Origin of the sequence: Devosia equisanguinis (assembly GCF_900631955.1) — a bacterium.
Lineage (GTDB): Bacteria > Pseudomonadota > Alphaproteobacteria > Rhizobiales > Devosiaceae > Devosia > Devosia equisanguinis.
In genome coordinates, this window is sequence record NZ_UZWD01000021.1 from 26025 (window position 1) to 42263 (window position 16239).

Annotated in this window: 16 protein-coding genes; 6 read left to right on the top strand and 10 right to left on the bottom strand. The window is 62.5% G+C overall.

What is annotated here, in order from left to right; genetic code table 11:
• Positions 1 to 180 precede the first annotated feature (180 nt).
• On the top strand, positions 181 to 1077 hold the full coding sequence (locus DEVEQU_RS06630) for an N-formylglutamate amidohydrolase (protein ID WP_223214126.1): 897 nt from the start codon (positions 181 to 183) through the stop codon (positions 1075 to 1077).
• A 293-nt stretch (positions 1078 to 1370) separates the two neighbouring features.
• Complete coding sequence (locus DEVEQU_RS06635) at positions 1371 to 2171, top strand: inositol monophosphatase family protein (protein ID WP_126149802.1); 801 nt, start codon at positions 1371 to 1373, stop codon at positions 2169 to 2171.
• 7 nt (positions 2172 to 2178) lie between these two features.
• Here the strand turns inward: DEVEQU_RS06635 and DEVEQU_RS06640 are convergent, their stop codons facing one another.
• The 4 genes from DEVEQU_RS06640 to DEVEQU_RS06655 form a co-directional block, all read right to left on the bottom strand.
• The gene (locus DEVEQU_RS06640; protein ID WP_126149803.1) at positions 2179 to 2766 is read right to left on the bottom strand and encodes an exopolysaccharide biosynthesis protein; all 588 of its coding nucleotides are present in this window, start codon (positions 2764 to 2766) and stop codon (positions 2179 to 2181) included.
• 75 nt (positions 2767 to 2841) lie between these two features.
• The gene (locus tag DEVEQU_RS06645; RefSeq protein ID WP_126149804.1) at positions 2842 to 3930 is read right to left on the bottom strand and encodes an ABC transporter ATP-binding protein; all 1089 of its coding nucleotides are present in this window, start codon (positions 3928 to 3930) and stop codon (positions 2842 to 2844) included.
• Positions 3931 to 3960: 30 nt separating this feature from the next.
• Positions 3961 to 4605, bottom strand: coding sequence for a ThuA domain-containing protein (locus DEVEQU_RS06650; protein ID WP_126149805.1), 645 nt, complete (start codon positions 4603 to 4605; stop codon positions 3961 to 3963).
• Positions 4606 to 4616: 11 nt separating this feature from the next.
• Positions 4617 to 5828 (bottom strand): ROK family transcriptional regulator, encoded by a 1212-nt coding sequence (locus DEVEQU_RS06655; RefSeq protein WP_126149806.1) that lies wholly within the window; start codon positions 5826 to 5828, stop codon positions 4617 to 4619.
• A gap of 321 nt (positions 5829 to 6149) precedes the next feature.
• Between DEVEQU_RS06655 and DEVEQU_RS06660 the strand changes: the two genes are divergently transcribed.
• The 4 genes from DEVEQU_RS06660 to DEVEQU_RS06675 all read left to right on the top strand — a co-directional run bounded on the left by DEVEQU_RS06660 (position 6150) and on the right by DEVEQU_RS06675 (position 10427).
• Complete coding sequence (locus tag DEVEQU_RS06660; protein ID WP_164550294.1) at positions 6150 to 7406, top strand: extracellular solute-binding protein; 1257 nt, start codon at positions 6150 to 6152, stop codon at positions 7404 to 7406.
• Between the two features lie 162 nt (positions 7407 to 7568).
• Entirely contained in the window at positions 7569 to 8501 is a 933-nt protein-coding gene (locus DEVEQU_RS06665) for a carbohydrate ABC transporter permease (RefSeq protein WP_126149808.1), read from the top strand.
• Positions 8501 to 9346: a carbohydrate ABC transporter permease gene (locus DEVEQU_RS06670; RefSeq protein WP_126149809.1), complete on the top strand. Its 846-nt coding sequence runs from the start codon at positions 8501 to 8503 to the stop codon at positions 9344 to 9346. Before DEVEQU_RS06665 ends, DEVEQU_RS06670 begins: the two co-directional genes overlap by 1 nt.
• A 109-nt stretch (positions 9347 to 9455) precedes the next feature.
• Positions 9456 to 10427, top strand: a complete 972-nt coding sequence (locus DEVEQU_RS06675) for a D-2-hydroxyacid dehydrogenase (RefSeq protein ID WP_206437802.1) — start codon at positions 9456 to 9458, stop codon at positions 10425 to 10427.
• A gap of 15 nt (positions 10428 to 10442) precedes the next feature.
• Here the strand turns inward: DEVEQU_RS06675 and DEVEQU_RS06680 are convergent, their stop codons facing one another.
• From DEVEQU_RS06680 to DEVEQU_RS06705, 6 genes are read right to left on the bottom strand one after another with little or no spacing between them, the layout of a single operon-like run.
• Positions 10443 to 11180 carry an ABC transporter ATP-binding protein gene (locus DEVEQU_RS06680; protein WP_126149810.1) on the bottom strand — a complete coding sequence of 246 codons (738 nt, stop codon included), beginning with the start codon at positions 11178 to 11180 and terminating at the stop codon, positions 10443 to 10445.
• Positions 11177 to 12025 carry an ABC transporter ATP-binding protein gene (locus tag DEVEQU_RS06685; RefSeq protein ID WP_126149811.1) on the bottom strand — a complete coding sequence of 283 codons (849 nt, stop codon included), beginning with the start codon at positions 12023 to 12025 and terminating at the stop codon, positions 11177 to 11179. The genes DEVEQU_RS06680 and DEVEQU_RS06685 overlap by 4 nt, the downstream gene beginning before the upstream one ends.
• Positions 12022 to 12909 (bottom strand): ABC transporter permease, encoded by an 888-nt coding sequence (locus DEVEQU_RS06690; RefSeq protein ID WP_126149812.1) that lies wholly within the window; start codon positions 12907 to 12909, stop codon positions 12022 to 12024. The genes DEVEQU_RS06685 and DEVEQU_RS06690 overlap by 4 nt, the downstream gene beginning before the upstream one ends.
• Positions 12906 to 13952, bottom strand: a complete 1047-nt coding sequence (locus tag DEVEQU_RS06695) for an ABC transporter permease (protein ID WP_206437803.1) — start codon at positions 13950 to 13952, stop codon at positions 12906 to 12908. Before DEVEQU_RS06695 ends, DEVEQU_RS06690 begins: the two co-directional genes overlap by 4 nt.
• A gap of 59 nt (positions 13953 to 14011) precedes the next feature.
• Complete coding sequence (locus DEVEQU_RS06700) at positions 14012 to 15601, bottom strand: ABC transporter substrate-binding protein (RefSeq protein ID WP_126149813.1); 1590 nt, start codon at positions 15599 to 15601, stop codon at positions 14012 to 14014.
• Positions 15598 to 16233, bottom strand: coding sequence for a helix-turn-helix domain-containing protein (locus tag DEVEQU_RS06705; protein WP_126149814.1), 636 nt, complete (start codon positions 16231 to 16233; stop codon positions 15598 to 15600). Before DEVEQU_RS06705 ends, DEVEQU_RS06700 begins: the two co-directional genes overlap by 4 nt.
• Positions 16234 to 16239 lie beyond the last annotated feature (6 nt).

Sequence of the window (16239 nt, forward strand, 5' to 3'; positions counted from 1 at the left end):
CAACCGCTGAGGCGTATGCCTCAAGCTCGAACGCTGCTTTTCCCGGCCGAGGGCGCGGAAATTGTGGCTTTGCGGTGCGTCGTGGCGGCGATCGCTGGACAAGACGGGCTTTGCAGGCGACACTTGATTGACACAAATCACCACGAGGGCCCTGGCGAACAGGGCCGCAGGGGAGGCGGCGTGCGATCCGACTATTGGGATCAACCGGCATTCGAAACGGTCAGGCCACGGCGTCTGGTGGCGCCTATCGTGTTCAATTCGCCCCATTCCGGTCGGGTCTATCCGCCGCGCTTTCTGGCGATGACGCGGCTGGATCATCTCTCTATCCGTCAGTCGGAAGACGCCTTTGTCGATGAGCTGTTTGCGCGCGCGCCGCATCTGGGCGCCCCCCTGCTCAGGGCGCATTTTCCGCGCGCCTATCTCGACGTCAATCGCGAGCCATGGGAGCTCGATCCCACCATGTTCGTCGAGCCGCTTTCGGACCGGTTCAACACCAATTCGCCGCGCGTCGCCGCCGGGCTCGGAACGCTGGCGCGCGTCGTGGCCGAGAACAAGCCGATCTATCGCGAGCGCCTGACGCTTGAGGATGCGCGCATGCGGATCGACGGCATCTACCATCCCTATCATGCCGCCTTGCAGAAGCTGTTGAGCGAGGCAATGACCGGATTCGGACTGGCCGTTCTCATCGATTGTCATTCCATGCCGCGCATTGGTCGGCATGGGGAGCGGGCGGCGCCCGATATCGTGCTCGGCGATCGCTATGGCACCACCTGCGCGCCCGGACTTGTCGATCTGGTGGAAACGGTATTCACCGCCGCCGGTCTGCGGGTGGCGCGCAACCGGCCCTATGCCGGCGGCTTCTGCACCCGCACCTATGGGCGCCCCCAGCATGGCGTGCATGCCTTGCAGATCGAAATCAGCCGGCACCTCTATATTAACGAGGCGACGCTGGAGAAGAATGCCGGCTTCGAGATCGTGCGCGGGCTGATGGAGCGGCTGATGCTGACGCTGCTGGGCCTCGACCTGGTGGCGCTGGCCGGCGGGCCTGCCATGCCTGAGAAGGCCGCCGCCGAATAGGCTCAAATCCCAAACAAAAGGGGCCGCCTCGAGTGACGGCCCCAGTAAGGGAGGAACGATGTGCGGGACTTCGGCGCAAATCTGCCGGACGGTCTCGAAACGCATCATGCCCATAATCGGTGCGCCGATTTGCGCGTCCCCTCAAGCCAGGATCGGCTGTGCGCTGCGCATTGCTGCCGGCTTGTTGCAAAAAGGAATCAGCGTCATCCTGTTGCCGGAGCGTTCCGGTGGACGAATGGGTCGCGCTGTGGCAGTCAGCTTGGCGTTCCGCCCGTCCAATTGGAGTGCCCGCGATGACGGCTGCCGATCCGATCGATTTTGCCCGCGTCGAGGCTACGCTGCTGGCTGCGGCCGACGCCGCCGCTGCGCATACGCTGGCGCTGTTCCGCACACCGCTGGCCGTGGACAACAAGCTGGCTGCCGGTTTTGATCCGGTCACCGAGGCCGACAAGGGCGCCGAAACCGTCATTCGGGCGGTGATTGCCGAGACCTTCCCTGATCATGCAGTGATCGGTGAGGAATGGGGCAGCAGCGGCGAAGGGCGGTTCAGCTGGATCATCGATCCGGTGGACGGCACCCGCGCCTTCATTTCGGGCGCCCCGGTCTGGGGCACGCTGATCGGCTTTGCCGTGGATGGCGTGGCCGTGGCGGGACTGATGAGTCAGCCTTTTATCGGCGAGAGTTTCGTGGCAGTGCCGGGGCGGTCGCGCTATCGCCGCGCCGCCGTTGATCAGGCCAACCGCACCAGTGGGCTGACCGAGTTGGGCTCGGCGCGGGTGTTCACCACGACCCCGAAACTGTTCGATACCCCGCAAATGCAGGCGCTTTGGGCGGCTGTCGAAGGGGCGACGCGGCTGCAACGCTTTGGTATGGACTGCTATGGCTATGCGCTGCTGGCGGCCGGACATGCCGATCTCGTCATCGAGCCTTATCTCAATACCTATGATATCGCGGCGCTGGTGCCGATCATCCGGGAGGCGGGCGGCGCCATTGCCTGTTGGGACGGGTCGGAGCCGACCGGTGGTGGCAATGTCGTCGCTGCCGCCACGCCCGAGCTTTTGGAGCGCGCCTTGGCGCTGATTAACGCCGCCTGAGACCTTCTCAGGCGAGCAGCATGCAGGCCAGGGCAATGGCTCCGGAGACGAGCCCCATCCAGGCCAGCGCCAGCCAGCCATCGCGCGCGGTGATGGCCAGGGCGTAGACAGCGACAATGCTGGCTGCCCATGTCGAGGTGAAGGGGATTACCTCCAGCACCGGCATGATGCAGCCAACCAAAACACAGATTACAGCGCCGGCCCGGCGCATGGCTGCCCCGGTGAGCGCATGGGCACGCGGCTTGACCACATGATCGGCTGCGCGGCTGACCGGGCGCAGGAAGGTCATCAGCTTTTTGGCGTATTTTGCGGGGACGCAGCGTTCGGTCAGCCATTTGGGCAGCCAAACCTGCTCCCGTCCCAGCGCCAGTTGCCCGGCGACAAGAATGGTATTGATGCCCACCATGGCCGGCAGGCCGGGAATTATGCTGAGGGGCGAGACCACGATCAGCGCCGGCAAAAGCAGCATGGGACCGGCAGCGCGCTGGCCGGCGACGCGCTGGATGGTGCCAATGGACACGGCTTCGCCGGCGTCGAGCCGCTCCTCCACCTTGCGCACCAGCTTACCCAGTGCCCCTTCCTGCGCCGCTTCCATGGGAAACTCCTTCCCACTCGCAACGCGCGGCACGGCGGCGTGTTCCGCCGCACCGCTTAGTCGTGCGCGTGCCTTCTATAGCCGCAGGCCATTCTGGCCGAAGGCGAGCATCGCGCCCGGCTCTATGCCAACTGTGATGGGGGCGCCGACGGTGATGCGTGAGTGGCCCTTTTGCTGGATGGTCACCTTGGTCTCACTGTCCGTGCCCAAGGCATAGACATAGGAGACGCCGCCCAGTTGCTCGATCACCTGCGCGCTGGCCGAGAGGGTGGGGCCGCCAAGTGCAGCGTCGGCAAAGTGCTCGGGGCGAATGCCGACATTGATGGTGTCGCCCACTACGCCGCCGCTGCCACGGCGCCTGACCTCGAGCGCCGGCGCGTCGAAAGCGGAGAGCGAGACGGTGAGGTCCTGACCATCGATGGCAGTGATGGTGCCTTCGAGGAAGTTCATTCGCGGCGAGCCGATGAAGCCGGCAACGAAGATATTGTCGGGATTGTCGTAGAGCTCGACCGGGCTGCCCTGTTGTTCGATGCGGCCGGCACGCAGCACCACGATCCGGTCGGCCAGGGTCATGGCCTCGACCTGGTCGTGGGTCACATAGATCATGGTGGCGCCCAGCTGGTTGTGCAGCTTGGCGATTTCGATGCGCATCTGCACGCGCAGTTCGGCGTCTAGATTGGAGAGCGGTTCGTCGAACAGGAAGGCCTTGGGCTGACGCACGATGGCGCGGCCGATGGCGACGCGCTGGCGCTGGCCGCCCGAGAGTTGGCGTGGCTTGCGGTCGAGCAGTTCGGTGAGTTCGAGGATGCGGGCCGCCTCGGACACACGCTGGGCCACCTGGTCGCGTGGCATGCCGCCCATGCGCAGGCCGAAGCCGAGATTCTGCTCGACGCTCATATGCGGGTAGAGTGCATAGGATTGGAACACCATGGCGACGCCACGCTCGGAAGGGTCAAAATCGGTGACGTCCTCGCCGCCGATCAGCACCTGGCCGGAGGTGGGCTCCTCCAGCCCCGAAATGGTGCGCAACAGGGTGGACTTGCCGCAGCCCGAGGGGCCGACAAACACCACGAATTCTCCGTCACCGACATCGAGATCGATGTCATGAATGATCTTCACCGAACCAAAGCTCTTGTTGATCCCGCGCAGTTGCAAGTCCGCCATCGTATCCTCCTCGCCGATGGTTAGAGACGATCAGCGTGCCGCCCACAGGGCGCCACGTTCGAAAATGGTACGCATTTGCGGCACCTTGAACTCGTCAGCGATATGCCCGAGCGCGGAGTAGAAAACCCGTCCCTTGCCGAAGCGTCGTTTCCAGACCACGGGCATCACCACGCCATCGATCTCGTCGAAGATGTCGCCCGAGAAGGTGGTGGTCGCCAGCACTTCGACGCTGGGGTCGAAATGCATGTAGTACTGCTCGGAGCGATAGGGAAAATCACCGATGCCGGCCATGACGGGATCGTCCGATTTGGTGATATTGACGGTGTAGTCGATGATGTTGCCGGGATGAGCAACCCACTGCCCGCCGGTCATGAACTGATAGTCCGGCTCATTGCGGAAGCTGTCGCACATCAGGCCATGAAAGCCGGCAATGCCGGTCCCGGCCCGCACGGCGGCCAGCAGATTGGTCAGCTCCTCGCGTTCAATGCGGGACATGGTGACGGCGGGCACGATGAGATCATAATTGGCCAGCCCTTCATCGGCGAAGGCTTCGGTGGTCGGCTCGATATCGACGGAAAAACCATGCTGCTCGAGAATGTCGCCGACGATGCGGGCGCTTTGCTCGGGGGTGTGGCCATCCCAGCCTCCCCAGACGATCAGGGCTGATTTGCTCATGGTATTTCCTCCTAATATGCGGGTGTCCAGGGGGCGCTATAAATGTCGCGCAGCATCAATGCAGCCGCGCCGCGCGCCCAGAGCTGGTCGTCCAGAGTATGGAAAATCAGCTCGGTGGTGGCGAAATGGGCCCGGAAGGAATTGGCCTCGGCGGCGGCGCGCAGGGCAGGGGCCATGGCCTCGCCCAATTGTGCCGATTCCAGCGCGATGATGATCTTTTCCGGGTTGATGAGATTGATGATGTGCGAAATGCCGACTCCCAACTTCTCACCCAGCTCGGCGAGCAGCGCGGAGGCAGCGGGATTTCCAGTGACGGCGGCATCGGCCAGCGCCTGCTTGAGGTCGGCACGGGCGGCAGCGCTGCCCAGGAAATCAGGCCCCATGGCGTCTGCGGCCTTTCGGCGAATGACTGCTTCGCTGACATAGGCATTGAGGCAATCTCTTTGCCCGCATTCACAGACCACACCTGCGCCGCCGACCTTGATATGGCCGAAGGTGGGGCCGAGCGTGCTGGCGCCGCGATGCAGATCGGCCTCGACCCAGAGCCCCAGGCTGGCCGTCTGGTCCAGGGCGACAACGGCAAAGCTGCGCTCGCTCTGGGCGTAGCCGAACCAGCTTTCGGCCAGGGCCATGAGGTTGGCCGGCTTTTCCAGTTTGACCGGCAGGCCGGTCCGGCCCTCGAGCAGCGAAGTTATCGGCACTTCCCGCTCGCCGAACACCGAGCTGGAATAGCTTTTGCCCGAGCGCGGATCGACTAGGCCGGGAACGCCAATGCCGATGCCACGAATGCGCTTGCGGTCGATATCGGCCTTGTTGACGCAATCGTCCATGGCGTCTTCGATGAGGTCGGCGATGACTTCGGCGGGCTGGCGGGCGAGACGCACCGGCAATTGCACCGAGGATACCGATTCACCACGGAAATCCACCAGCGTCACCGTGGTCATGGCCTCGGAAATCTTGATCCCCAGTACATAGGCGGCATCGGGGACGAGACCGAGCAGAACGCGTGGCCGTCCGCGCTGGCTCTCGCCGTTAACCTGGGTATGGGTGGCTTGGATCAGCCCTTCTTCGATCAGCGCGCCGGTAATGGCCGAAACCGTGGTGCCGCTCAACAGGGTCCGCTCGGAAATCTCGACGCGCGAAATCTGTCCATGGTGCCGGATGGTCTCGAGCACATGGTATTTGTTGATTTCGCGCATCAGCAGCGGATCTGCGATCTTCACGCCCAAAAAGGCTTCTCCTGTTTCCTGCAGTTGTCAGACAAATTAGTTTGTCCTCTGTATCAAATTATTCCGGCGGATGGCGAGGTCGCGGTGCGTACTCTGGCGAAAATCCAGGGATTATCGATTTAAATTCAATGTGGATAGGGGTTTCATGGCGCCCCATGCATGCTGTGGACAAGCTGAGGTACGTCCCTCTTGCGTCTTTAATACGGGATGCGTAAAAAGTAGCAAGTGCTGAGTTCAGTGGGGACTGGTTCAGTGCCGCGGCCAGGGAGGAGACCGAGTTCCGGTTTCGGCGGTCGCATGCGACAGGAGGAAAACATGAAGCATATTGCGCTTGCCGCAATGCTGGGACTGGCCGTCATCATGCCGGCTCAGGCTCAAACCGTAGTCAAGCATCTGCACATCACGTCGATCCCGGCGGAAGTGGAGCTGATGAATTCCATCGCCGCCGACTTCATGGCGCAGAACCCGGATATCAAGATCGAACTGCCGTTCCTCGAGAACGAGGCTTTCAAGGCCAAGCTCACGACGCTGTTGCAGTCGGCCGATGCGCCCGACGTGTTTCACACCTGGGGTGGCGGCGTGTTCTACGAGCAGGCCAAGGCCGGCTTCCTGCGTCCGGTAGAGGATGTCTTGAGCGACGAAGCCAAGGAGGCCATGGGCACGGCGGGCGTTTCCGCCTTCACCGCACCCGATGGCCACCTCTATGGCGTCGCCCGCGACGTTGGCGAAGTGGTGTTGTGGTACAACAAGGCCCTGTTCGAGCAGGCTGGCGTTGATCCGGCCAGCATGGAAACCTGGGACGGGTTCCTGGCCGGCGTGCAGAAATTCAAGGATGCGGGGATCACCCCGATCGCCATCGGCGCCAAGGACAAGTGGCCGGCGCACTTCTGGTGGTCCAAGCTGGTTGTCCGGCTGGCCGGCAAGGATGGCTTCCAGGCCGCCCAGCGCGGTGAAGGCGACGGCTTTGCCGGCGAAGACTTCGTCAAGGCGGGCGAATATTTCCTGCAGCTGGCTGAGATGGAGCCGTGGCAGCAGGGTTTCCTGGCCGCGTCCTATGGCGACGCCTCCGGCTTCTTCGGTGACGGCAAGGCCGCAATGCATCTGATGGGCGACTGGGACTACGGCGCCATGAAGGACAATTCGGCCAATAAGGAAGGCATTCCGGATGACCAACTGGGCATCCTGCCGTTCCCGACCATCGAAGGCGGCAAGGGCGATCCCACCGATACACTGGGCGGTCTGGGCGGCGTGCTGTTCTCCAAGAACGCCTCCGATGCTGCCGTGAAGTGGGTCGAGTTCTTCAACAATGCCGAGAACCAGGCCAAGTACGCCGCAGAGGCCTACTACATCCCGATTTCTAAGGGTGCGGCCGATGTGATGACCAACCCCTTCAAGGTGCAGATCGCCAAGAATATCGGCAATGCCCACTGGCATGCCCTGTTCTTCGACCAGGCGCTGGGCCCCAATGTCGGTGGCGTGGTCAACGATGTGTCCGCCGAACTGGCCGGCAATTCCATCAGCGCCCAGGAAGCTGCCGAGCTGATCAAGGAAGCGGTCGACGACACCCTGTAGTCGAACGGTTCCGCCGGCGGGCAGTACCCTTTCTGCCCGCCGGTTCTTGTGCCGCACACCAGATTTTTCCATGCCGGTTTTTCGTGCCCATGCATCGCCCGTTGCCGCGCTTCATGCGCCGCCGCGATGTTCGGGGACAGGGCGGCAGGGTCGAGGACGCCGATGACCAGCATCGCTACCGCATCGAACCCGGCAATGGCAGGCGCGCCGCGGCGCCGCCGCTATATGGACCGCAAAAGCCTCGTGCCGCTGCTGTTGTTCCTGCCGCCGTCGATCATTCTTTTCACCGTCTTCGTCGTCCTGCCGATGATCGATGCAGCCACGTTCTCGTTCTTCAAGTGGAACGGCTATGGGCCCATCACCGATTTCGTCGGCTTCAAGAATTACGAGGATGTGCTCACCCATCGCAATTTCGGCACGGCGGTGCGCAACAGCCTGATCGTGGTGGCGGTGTCGCTGGCGATCCAGTTGCCTTTGGCCATGTGGTGCGCGGTGGCGCTGTCAGAGCGCGGCGCCCATATCAATCTCATCCGCGTATTGTTCTTCCTGCCCTATATGTTGGCCGAGGTCGCTGCGGGGCTGATCTGGAAGTTCGTCTATGACGGCAATTACGGCCTGTTGCCGGCCATAGGCGGCGCCATCGGGGTCGATATGCCCTTTGTTCTGGGCGACAAATTCTGGGTCATGCCGGCCATCATGCTGGTGATCACCTGGAAATATTTCGGCTTTCACATGATGATCTATATCGCCGGGTTGCAGTCCATCCCCGGCGAGGTGATCGAGGCGGCTCGGCTCGACGGGGTCAAACGCTGGCAGATCGTGTGCCATATCCAGATCCCGATGATCCGCTCGGCCATCGTCATCTCGGTGTTTTTCGCCATTACCGGCGCCTTGCAGCTGTTCGACCTGATCATCCCGCTCAGCAATGGCGGTCCCTCCCATTCCAGCCACACCATCGTGACCTTCCTCTACCAGTTCGGCATCACGCGCATGAATCTGGGCTTTGGTGGTGCGGTCAGCGTGCTGTTGTTCATCGCCTGCGTGGCGGTAGCGCTGGCCTATCGCCGCGTTCTCTTCAAGGCGGAGCAAAACTGATGACCACACGCACCAAAAAGCGCCGCCGTTCCGCGATTTCCGGCGTACAGTGGATTACGCTCATCATGGTCGCCGCCTTCGTGATCGTGCCGTTTTACACCACGGCTCTGGGGGGCTTTAAGGAGATCGGCGAGCTGCGGGTCAATCCGTTCGGCCTCCCCGCGAGCTGGGATCCGGTACGTTTTGTCGAGATCCTGGGCGGGCCGCGCTACTTCTCGTCGCTCGGCAATTCGCTGCTGATTGCAGCCGGTACGGTGGCGCTGTCGACGCTGGTGGCGTCAATGACCGCCTTTGCTTTGGCCCATATCAAGTTCTTTGGCTCCAAGTTCATCCTGGGCTATCTGATGCTGGGCCTGCTGTTTCCGGCAGCGACGGGCATTCTGCCGCTGTTCATCAAGATGCGCGATCTAGGCATGCTCGACAGCCACTGGGGCATCATCATCGTGCAAGTCGCGTTCAGCGTGTCCTTCTCGGTGCTGCTGTTCCACAATTTCTTCAAGGAGCTGCCCAAGGAGCTGGTTGACGCGGCCCGCATGGATAATTGCGGCTATATCCGGATCTACTGGTATGTGACGCTGCCACTCTGCCTGCCGATTATCGCCACCGTTGGCGTGTTCAACTTCGTTGGGAGCTGGAACAGCTTCCTCTTGCCGCTCATCGTGCTCAATTCCGAGGCCAAATATACCTGGCCGTTGGGCATCATGCAGTTCCAGGGTCAGTTCGGCTCGGACTGGCCGCGTATTCTGGCCTTCCTCACCCTTTCGATCATGCCGGCCATCGCCTTTTTCCTTCTGGCGCAACGCTACGTGATTTCGGGGCTCACCGGTGGGGCAGTGAAGGGCTGATCTCAGGGATCTGCACTTGGCCGGGGCGCCGTATGTGAAGTAAGACCGGACGCCGATCTGACATTGTGCGGGTCGGCGTTTCGTTCAGCGCACAAACGGTTTGGCCAACATGTCAGCGTCAGTCTCCCACCGCATCGTCATGCTCGACCGCGGCACCTTTCCGCCCGATACCCGGCTTGATGGGCCCAAGGCGCGCCACAGTCTCGTCCTGCATGAGCGGACTGCGGCGGGAGAGACAGCGGCGCGGATCGGTGAAGCCGAGATCGTCATCACCAACAAGGTGCCGATCACGAAGGCGGTGCTCGATGCGGCGCCAAACCTCAAGATGGTGGCGGTGGCGGCAACCGGCTATGACGTCATCGATGTCGCCGCCTGCAAGGCGCGCGGGATCGTGGTTTCCAATGTGCGTGACTACGCCCGCAACACGGTCCCGGAGCATTGCTTTGCACTCATGCTGGCGCTGCGACGAAGCCTTATTGCCTATGAACGCTCGGTTGCGGCGGGTCGCTGGCTGGAGAGTGGGCAGTTCTGCTATTTCGATTATCCGATCAGCGATCTGGCGGGCTCGACGCTGGGCATTATCGGCGGGGGTACCTTGGGGCAGGCCGTCGCCAAGATTGCCGAGGCGTTTGGCATGCGGGTGCTGTTCGCGGCGCGGCGCGGTGCGTCCGAGGCGACGCCGCCCTATGCACGGTTCGAGACAGTGCTGGAAGAGGCTGACGTGCTGACCTTCCACGTGCCGCTGCGGCCCGAAACCCGCGACATGATCGGCGCTGCCGAGTTCGCTCTGATGCAGCGCCGGCCGCTGATCATCAATGCCGGGCGCGGCGGGCTGGTCAATGAGGCGGCGCTGGCCGAGGCCCTGGTGGCAGGAAAGATCGCCGGGGCCGGCTTCGACGTGACCTCGGTCGAGCCGATGCCGGCCGACCATCCATTCCAGGCGCTGTTGGGTCGGCCTGATTTCATCCTGACCCCCCATGTGGCCTGGGCCAGCCGTCAGGCGACGCAGGCGGTGGCCGACCAGGTCTTCGCCAATATCGACGCCTTCATCGCCGGAAAACCGGTCAACGTGGTTGGATAGGGGCTAGGTCCTCCCCTATTGCGTGCTGGCGGCGAGGAATTCTTGGCTATAGGGCTGGGTCAGGTCACGATCGACCAGTTGCTGGCGGGTCAGCGTTTCGATCTGCCGGGCATTCTGCATCAGCATCAGCCGGTCGCAGCAATAGGAAATGACAGCCAGATTGTGGCTGACGATCACATAGGTCAGCCCCATCTCTGCGCGCAGCTGATTGAGCAGGTTGAGGATTTCAGCCTGGATCGACACATCGAGGGCTGAGGTCGGTTCGTCGAGCAGCAGCAGCTTTGGTGACAGGGCGAGCGCGCGGGCGATGGCGACGCGCTGACGCTGGCCGCCGGAAAGCTCATGCGGATAGCGATAGGCAAATTCCTCGCCGAGGCCGATGAGGCGCAGCAGTTCTAAGGTGCGGCTCTTGGCATTGGCAATGCCGTGAATGTGCATGGGCTCGGCGATGGCGGCGCCGATCAGGTGCCGAGGATGCAGCGAAGCATAGGGGTCCTGAAATACCATCTGCACCTGGGTGGCGAATTCACGCCGGCCGGTGCCGCGCGCCGGTACGCCATTGACCAGGATATCGCCGGACCAATCGTGGTTGAGGCCCATAATGGTGCGCAGAATGGTGGACTTGCCTGATCCGCTTTCTCCCACCAGGCCGAAGCTTTCGCCGCGCGCCACAGCAAAGCTCACATCGTCAACGACGGTGCTGGTCCCGAAACGGACGGACAGGTGATCGACCGAAACAATGGATTGGCTCATGACGGCTGGCTCCAGGCGGCCTGCCGGTCGAGCGTCGGCAGGGGTGTCAGCGGCCCGTCGATCACAGGCAGGCAGGCGAGAAGTCCCTTGGTATAGGGATGGGTGGCTTCATGCAGGCGCTTGGCGTCGAGGGTTTCGACGATACGGCCGGCATACATGACGATAACCCGATCGCAAAAGCGGCTGACGAGTTGCAGGTCGTGGCTGATGAAGATGAGGCCCATGCGGCGACGCTCGATCAGCTGGTCGAGAATGGCCAGAACCTGAATTTGCACGGTGACGTCGAGCGCCGACGTCGGCTCGTCGGCGACGAGTAGGTCGGGCTCGCGTACTACCATCATGGCGATCATGACGCGCTGGCCCATGCCGCCGGAAAGCTCGTGCGGATAGCGGTCGAAGACCAGTTCGGGTGAACGGATGTGGAGGCTTTCGAGGATTTCGAGCGCCGCCTTGCGCGCCTCTGCCTTGCTGATCCTGCGATTGCCGATGCGGATGGCCTCGACGATCTGGGCACCGGCGGTCATGACCGGATTGAGCGAGAATTTGGGGTCCTGCAGCACCATGCCCAACCGCCCGCCGCGGAGGTGGCGGCGCTGGCGGCGCGAAGCGGTGAGCAGATCGAAACCGTCGAAAGCGAGTTTGTCGGCCTCCACGCGCGCATAGTCAGGCAGCACGCCGAGCAGCGCCCGGCCCGAGAGGCTTTTACCAGAGCCGCTTTCGCCCACGATGCCGAGCTTCTCGCGGCCAAGGCTGAAGCTGACGCCGCGCACGGCCTGGTGCCAGCCGCCATCCTCGGTGGGGAAGGAGATGCGCAGGTTTTCGATTTCAGCGAGCATGCCGGTCATGATCTTGCCTTGAGATGCGGATCGAGCAGATCACGGATAGCGTCGCCCAGCAGGTTGAAGCCCAGCGAGACGATAAAGATGGCAAAGCCGGGAACGGTCGCAACCCACCACTGATCGAAGATGAACTTGCGGCCCGTGGAGATCATGGCGCCCCATTCCGGCAGCGGTGGCTGGGCGCCGAGCCCGATGAAGCCGAGGCCGGCGGCGGTGAGAATGATGCCGGCCATATCCAGGGTCATGCGCACGATCACCGAGGACATGCACATGGGGATGATGTGGAAGAGGATGATGTGGAACTCGGAGGCACCGGCAAGGCGCACCGCATTGACATAGTCGCTGTTGCGCACCGCCAGGGCCTCGGCGCGTGCCATTCGGGCATAGGGGGGCCAGGCGGTAAGGGTGATGGCGATGGCGGCGTTGACGATGCCGGGGCCGAGAGCGGCGACGAAGGCCAGGGCCAGGAGCAGCTTAGGCACGGCGAGGAAAACGTCGGTGATGCGCATGAACAGCGCATCGAGCCAGCCGCCATAGGTGCCGGCGACAACGCCGATGATGAGGCCTATGGGCGCGGCGGTGACGATGACGAGGCCGACGATCAGTAGCGTCAGTCGGGAGCCATAGATGACGCGGCTGAGGATGTCGCGACCGAGCTCATCCGAGCCGAGCCAGAATTCGGCGCCTGGGCCGGTGAGGCGCGCGGCGAGGTTCGGCAGATAGGGATCGTATGGCGCGATGAACTCGGCAAAGGCGGCGCAGAAAAGCAGCACCAAGAGGATGAAGAGGCCGAACATGCCCAGGGGATTGCGCGAAAAGCGGCGGCAGAAGCTGACGATCTGCTTCCAGCGGGCACGACCGGCGCTATCGACTTGGTCCAGAGTGGTCATTTGCGCACCTCCCGCGTGCGGGGGTCGAGCGTGGCATAGAGCACGTCGGACAATTGATTGAGGAGAATGAAGATCACTCCGACAAGGAAAGTGCCGCCAAGCACGGCGTTGATGTCGCCGCGGAACAGCGAGGAGGCGATGTAGTTGCCGATCCCGGGCCAGCCGAACACGGTCTCGATCAGCACCGACCCCTCAAGCAGGCCGCCATAGGAGAGGGCGATGATGGTGACGAGCGGAATGGCGGCATTGCGCAGGGCATGGCCGACCACGACTTCCAGCTCGGTGGCGCCCTTGAGCCGGGCAGTCAGCACATATTCCTGGGTCAGTTGGTCGAGCATCAGCGAGCGGGTCATGCGCGAGAGATAGGCCATGGAGAAATAGCCGATGAGGCAGACTGGCAGGATGATGTGGCTCACCGCATTCCAGAACACCTCCCACTGGCCTCGCAACAGGCTGTCGATGAGAATGGAATTGGTGATCGGCTGCACGATGCCGACATAGAAGACGTCGAGTTGGCCGGGTCCGGCGACCCAACTGAGCTTGTAGTAGAACACGTAAAGGCCCACGAGGCCGAGCCAGAAGATCGGCACCGAATAGCCGACCAGGCCGACCATGCGGATCAGGTGATCGGGCCACTTGTCGTGCCAGTAGGCCGAGGCGACGCCCGCGGGAATGCCAAGCAGCACGCCTATCAGAAGTCCCAGGGTTGCCAGCTCCAGCGTGGCGGGAAAGAAGCTCAGGAGATCGGTCAGTACCGGGCGGGTGGTGGTGAAGGAGGTACCGAAATCGCCTTGGATCAGCTTGAGCGTGTAGGAGGTGAACTGTTCCCAGACCGGTTTGTCGAGGCCGAGCTCAAAGAAGACCTTGTCATATGCTTCCTGGGTGGCCTTTTCGCCGACGATGGACAGCACCGGGTCGATGGGAATGACACGCCCGATGAAGAAGGTCAGCGCCACCAGGCCGAGAAGCGTCACGATGGTGGTGACGAGGCCATTGGCGAAACGCCTGAGGCGCAGCAAGGTCGGGGAAGCAGTAGCGGCCACAGATCAGTCCTGTCGGGAGAGGGGGCGCGGCAGCATGGCCGCCGCGCCGAAAAGTGGAATCAGTCCTTGTGCGCCTTCCAATAGCGGTCGTCGGACAGGGTCAAGCCCAGTTCGAGATCCTGCACATTGGCGCGGATGGCGACGCGGCGTACTTCCTGGAACATGTAGAGGAAGGGCGAGGTGTCGGTGTGCTCGACCTGGATTTCCTCATACATGGACTTGCGCACTTCGTTGTCGTTCTCGCGCAGAGCTGCCATGGCCTTGGGCGAGAGGTCGCCGGCATCCCAGCCGAAGCGGTCGGCCAGGCTCTGCGAGCCATCGGGCGTGTCGTCGGAATTGACCGCGAAAGCCTTGGCGTTGGAGTGCGGATCGGGATAGTCCGGACCCCAGAGGCCCACCCAGATATCGAGATCGGAGGAGCGGTAGCGTTCGAGCCACTGTTGGCCATCGACCACCAGGAGATTGAGATCGATACCGGCCTGGGCCATGGTCGCCTGGGCGGCCTGGGCGAAGTCGGTATAGGGCGGCACGTTCCAGACCACGGTGTCGAGCTTGACCGGGGTGGTGACGCCGCTCGAGGCGATCAGTTCCTTGGCCTTCTCGATGTCGAGCGAATAAGGATTGTAGTCGAGGCTGCCCAAGAACCCTTCGGGAACCAGGGTCTGGTGAACCTTGATGGTGCCCTGGCCGATGGTCTGGGCGATGCCTTCATAGTCGACCAGATATTTCATGGCCTTGACGAAGTCGGGGTGCGAAAGGGCTTCGTTGCGGACGTTGAGGCCCATGTAATAGATAACGCCGGAGCTGCCATCGAGGGTCTTGATATCGGCGTTTTCGGCGATCGAAGTGTAGTCGTCGGCGCCAAGCTTGTTGGCGATGTCGATGTCACCCTTTTCGAGCAGCAGGCGCTGGGCGGCGCTTTCCGGCACGTGCTGGAAGAACAGCCGCTCCATGGCCGGCTTTTCCTGCCAGAAGTTCTCGTTGCGGGTGAGCAGGATCGACTGCTTGGGCGTCCAGGTGGTCAAAACGAACGGGCCCGAACCGGCGGAATTGGCCTGCTTGAGCCAGGCATTGCCCATGTCGCCATCGACTTCGTGTTCCATCACCAGCTTGCTGTCGACGATGCCGCCGCTGTGCGAGGAGAGGGCATAGAGCACGAAAGACTCGGCATAGGGTTCGCCGATTTCGAACACCAGCGTGGCGTCATCGGTGGCCTTGATGCGCTCTTCGACATTCTCGGCGTTGAGGCCCAGCTGTGTGAGCAGGAAGGCGGAACGCGAGGCCATCTTGACCACGCGACGCAGCGAGAATTCGGCGTCATGGGCGGTGACCGGGTTGCCCGAGGCAAACTTGGCGGCCGGGTTCATCTTGAAGGTGAAGGTCTTGCCGTCTTCCGAGACGGTCCAGCTTTCGGCCAGGACGCCGTAGATCTTGGTCGGGTCGGCCACATCGGGGGCGATCAGTGTCTGGTAAATCTGCTTGGCGGCCATGATGCCACCGACTTCGCCAACTTCACCGGGGTCGAGCGTGATGATGTCGTCGAGCGCATCGGCGATGACGAGCGTATTGGCCGGGGTCGCCGCAAAGGTGGCGCCGGTGAGCATGGTCATGCTCAACAGCGCTGCGGTCAGCGTCCTGGTCAGTTTCATGATGTTTCTCCTGGTTGAAGCTGCTGCGTTCCCGGCAGCGATATTGAAGGGGCATTGGGGCGGGCATTGTCCGAAAACACCCTCATGGTGCCGACCCAAAGTTCGATGGCCACCTCTTGCCCCGGATTGCGAGACATGTGCGGTAGGCTTGAGGAAAAGTGCAGCGTTCCGCCGGCCTCGAGGGGGTATTCCACCCCGTCGACCACGTAGAGCATGGTGCCGCTGATGAGGTAGACGAAGTCCTCGCCTTCGTGGCGCATGACTTCGGAGGCAAAACCCGGCGGGATGTGGGTGATGCAGGCATTGAGCGCGGCATCGGCAAAGCCGGGTTCGAGGAATTCGTAGAGCGGTTCGGTCGCCCCGAGCGAGAACTTGGCGCGCTCACTTGAATGGGTGACCATCTGGTGCTGGCGCTGTGGCGCTTCGGAGAGGAACCGGTCCACATTGGTGTCGAGTGCACGGGCAACGGCGTAAAGCGAGGCAAGCGAGGGGCGGGAAATGTCGCGCTCGATCTGGGAGATGAAGCCGACAGTGCGACCACTCGCCTTAGCGAGGTCATAAACCGTCAGACCAAGTTCCCTGCGCCGCGCCCGGATGCGTGTGCCGAGCGTCGGCGTGGTGGATGTCTCCAACAGACG

Bases quoted from the DNA above. Each gene is read 5' to 3' on its own strand.
- DEVEQU_RS06635 (WP_126149802.1), top strand. From the start codon at position 1,371: ATGACGGCTGCCGATCCGATCGATTTTGCCCGCGTCGAGGCTACGCTG.
- DEVEQU_RS06640 (WP_126149803.1), bottom strand. From the start codon at position 2,766: ATGGAAGCGGCGCAGGAAGGGGCACTGGGTAAGCTGGTGCGCAAGGTG.
- DEVEQU_RS06645 (WP_126149804.1), bottom strand. From the start codon at position 3,930: ATGGCGGACTTGCAACTGCGCGGGATCAACAAGAGCTTTGGTTCGGTG.
- DEVEQU_RS06650 (WP_126149805.1), bottom strand. From the start codon at position 4,605: ATGAGCAAATCAGCCCTGATCGTCTGGGGAGGCTGGGATGGCCACACC.
- DEVEQU_RS06660 (WP_164550294.1), top strand. From the start codon at position 6,150: ATGAAGCATATTGCGCTTGCCGCAATGCTGGGACTGGCCGTCATCATG.
- DEVEQU_RS06665 (WP_126149808.1), top strand. From the start codon at position 7,569: ATGACCAGCATCGCTACCGCATCGAACCCGGCAATGGCAGGCGCGCCG.
- DEVEQU_RS06670 (WP_126149809.1), top strand. From the start codon at position 8,501: ATGACCACACGCACCAAAAAGCGCCGCCGTTCCGCGATTTCCGGCGTA.
- DEVEQU_RS06675 (WP_206437802.1), top strand. From the start codon at position 9,456: ATGTCAGCGTCAGTCTCCCACCGCATCGTCATGCTCGACCGCGGCACC.
- DEVEQU_RS06680 (WP_126149810.1), bottom strand. From the start codon at position 11,180: ATGAGCCAATCCATTGTTTCGGTCGATCACCTGTCCGTCCGTTTCGGG.
- DEVEQU_RS06685 (WP_126149811.1), bottom strand. From the start codon at position 12,025: ATGACCGGCATGCTCGCTGAAATCGAAAACCTGCGCATCTCCTTCCCC.
- DEVEQU_RS06690 (WP_126149812.1), bottom strand. From the start codon at position 12,909: ATGACCACTCTGGACCAAGTCGATAGCGCCGGTCGTGCCCGCTGGAAG.
- DEVEQU_RS06700 (WP_126149813.1), bottom strand. From the start codon at position 15,601: ATGAAACTGACCAGGACGCTGACCGCAGCGCTGTTGAGCATGACCATG.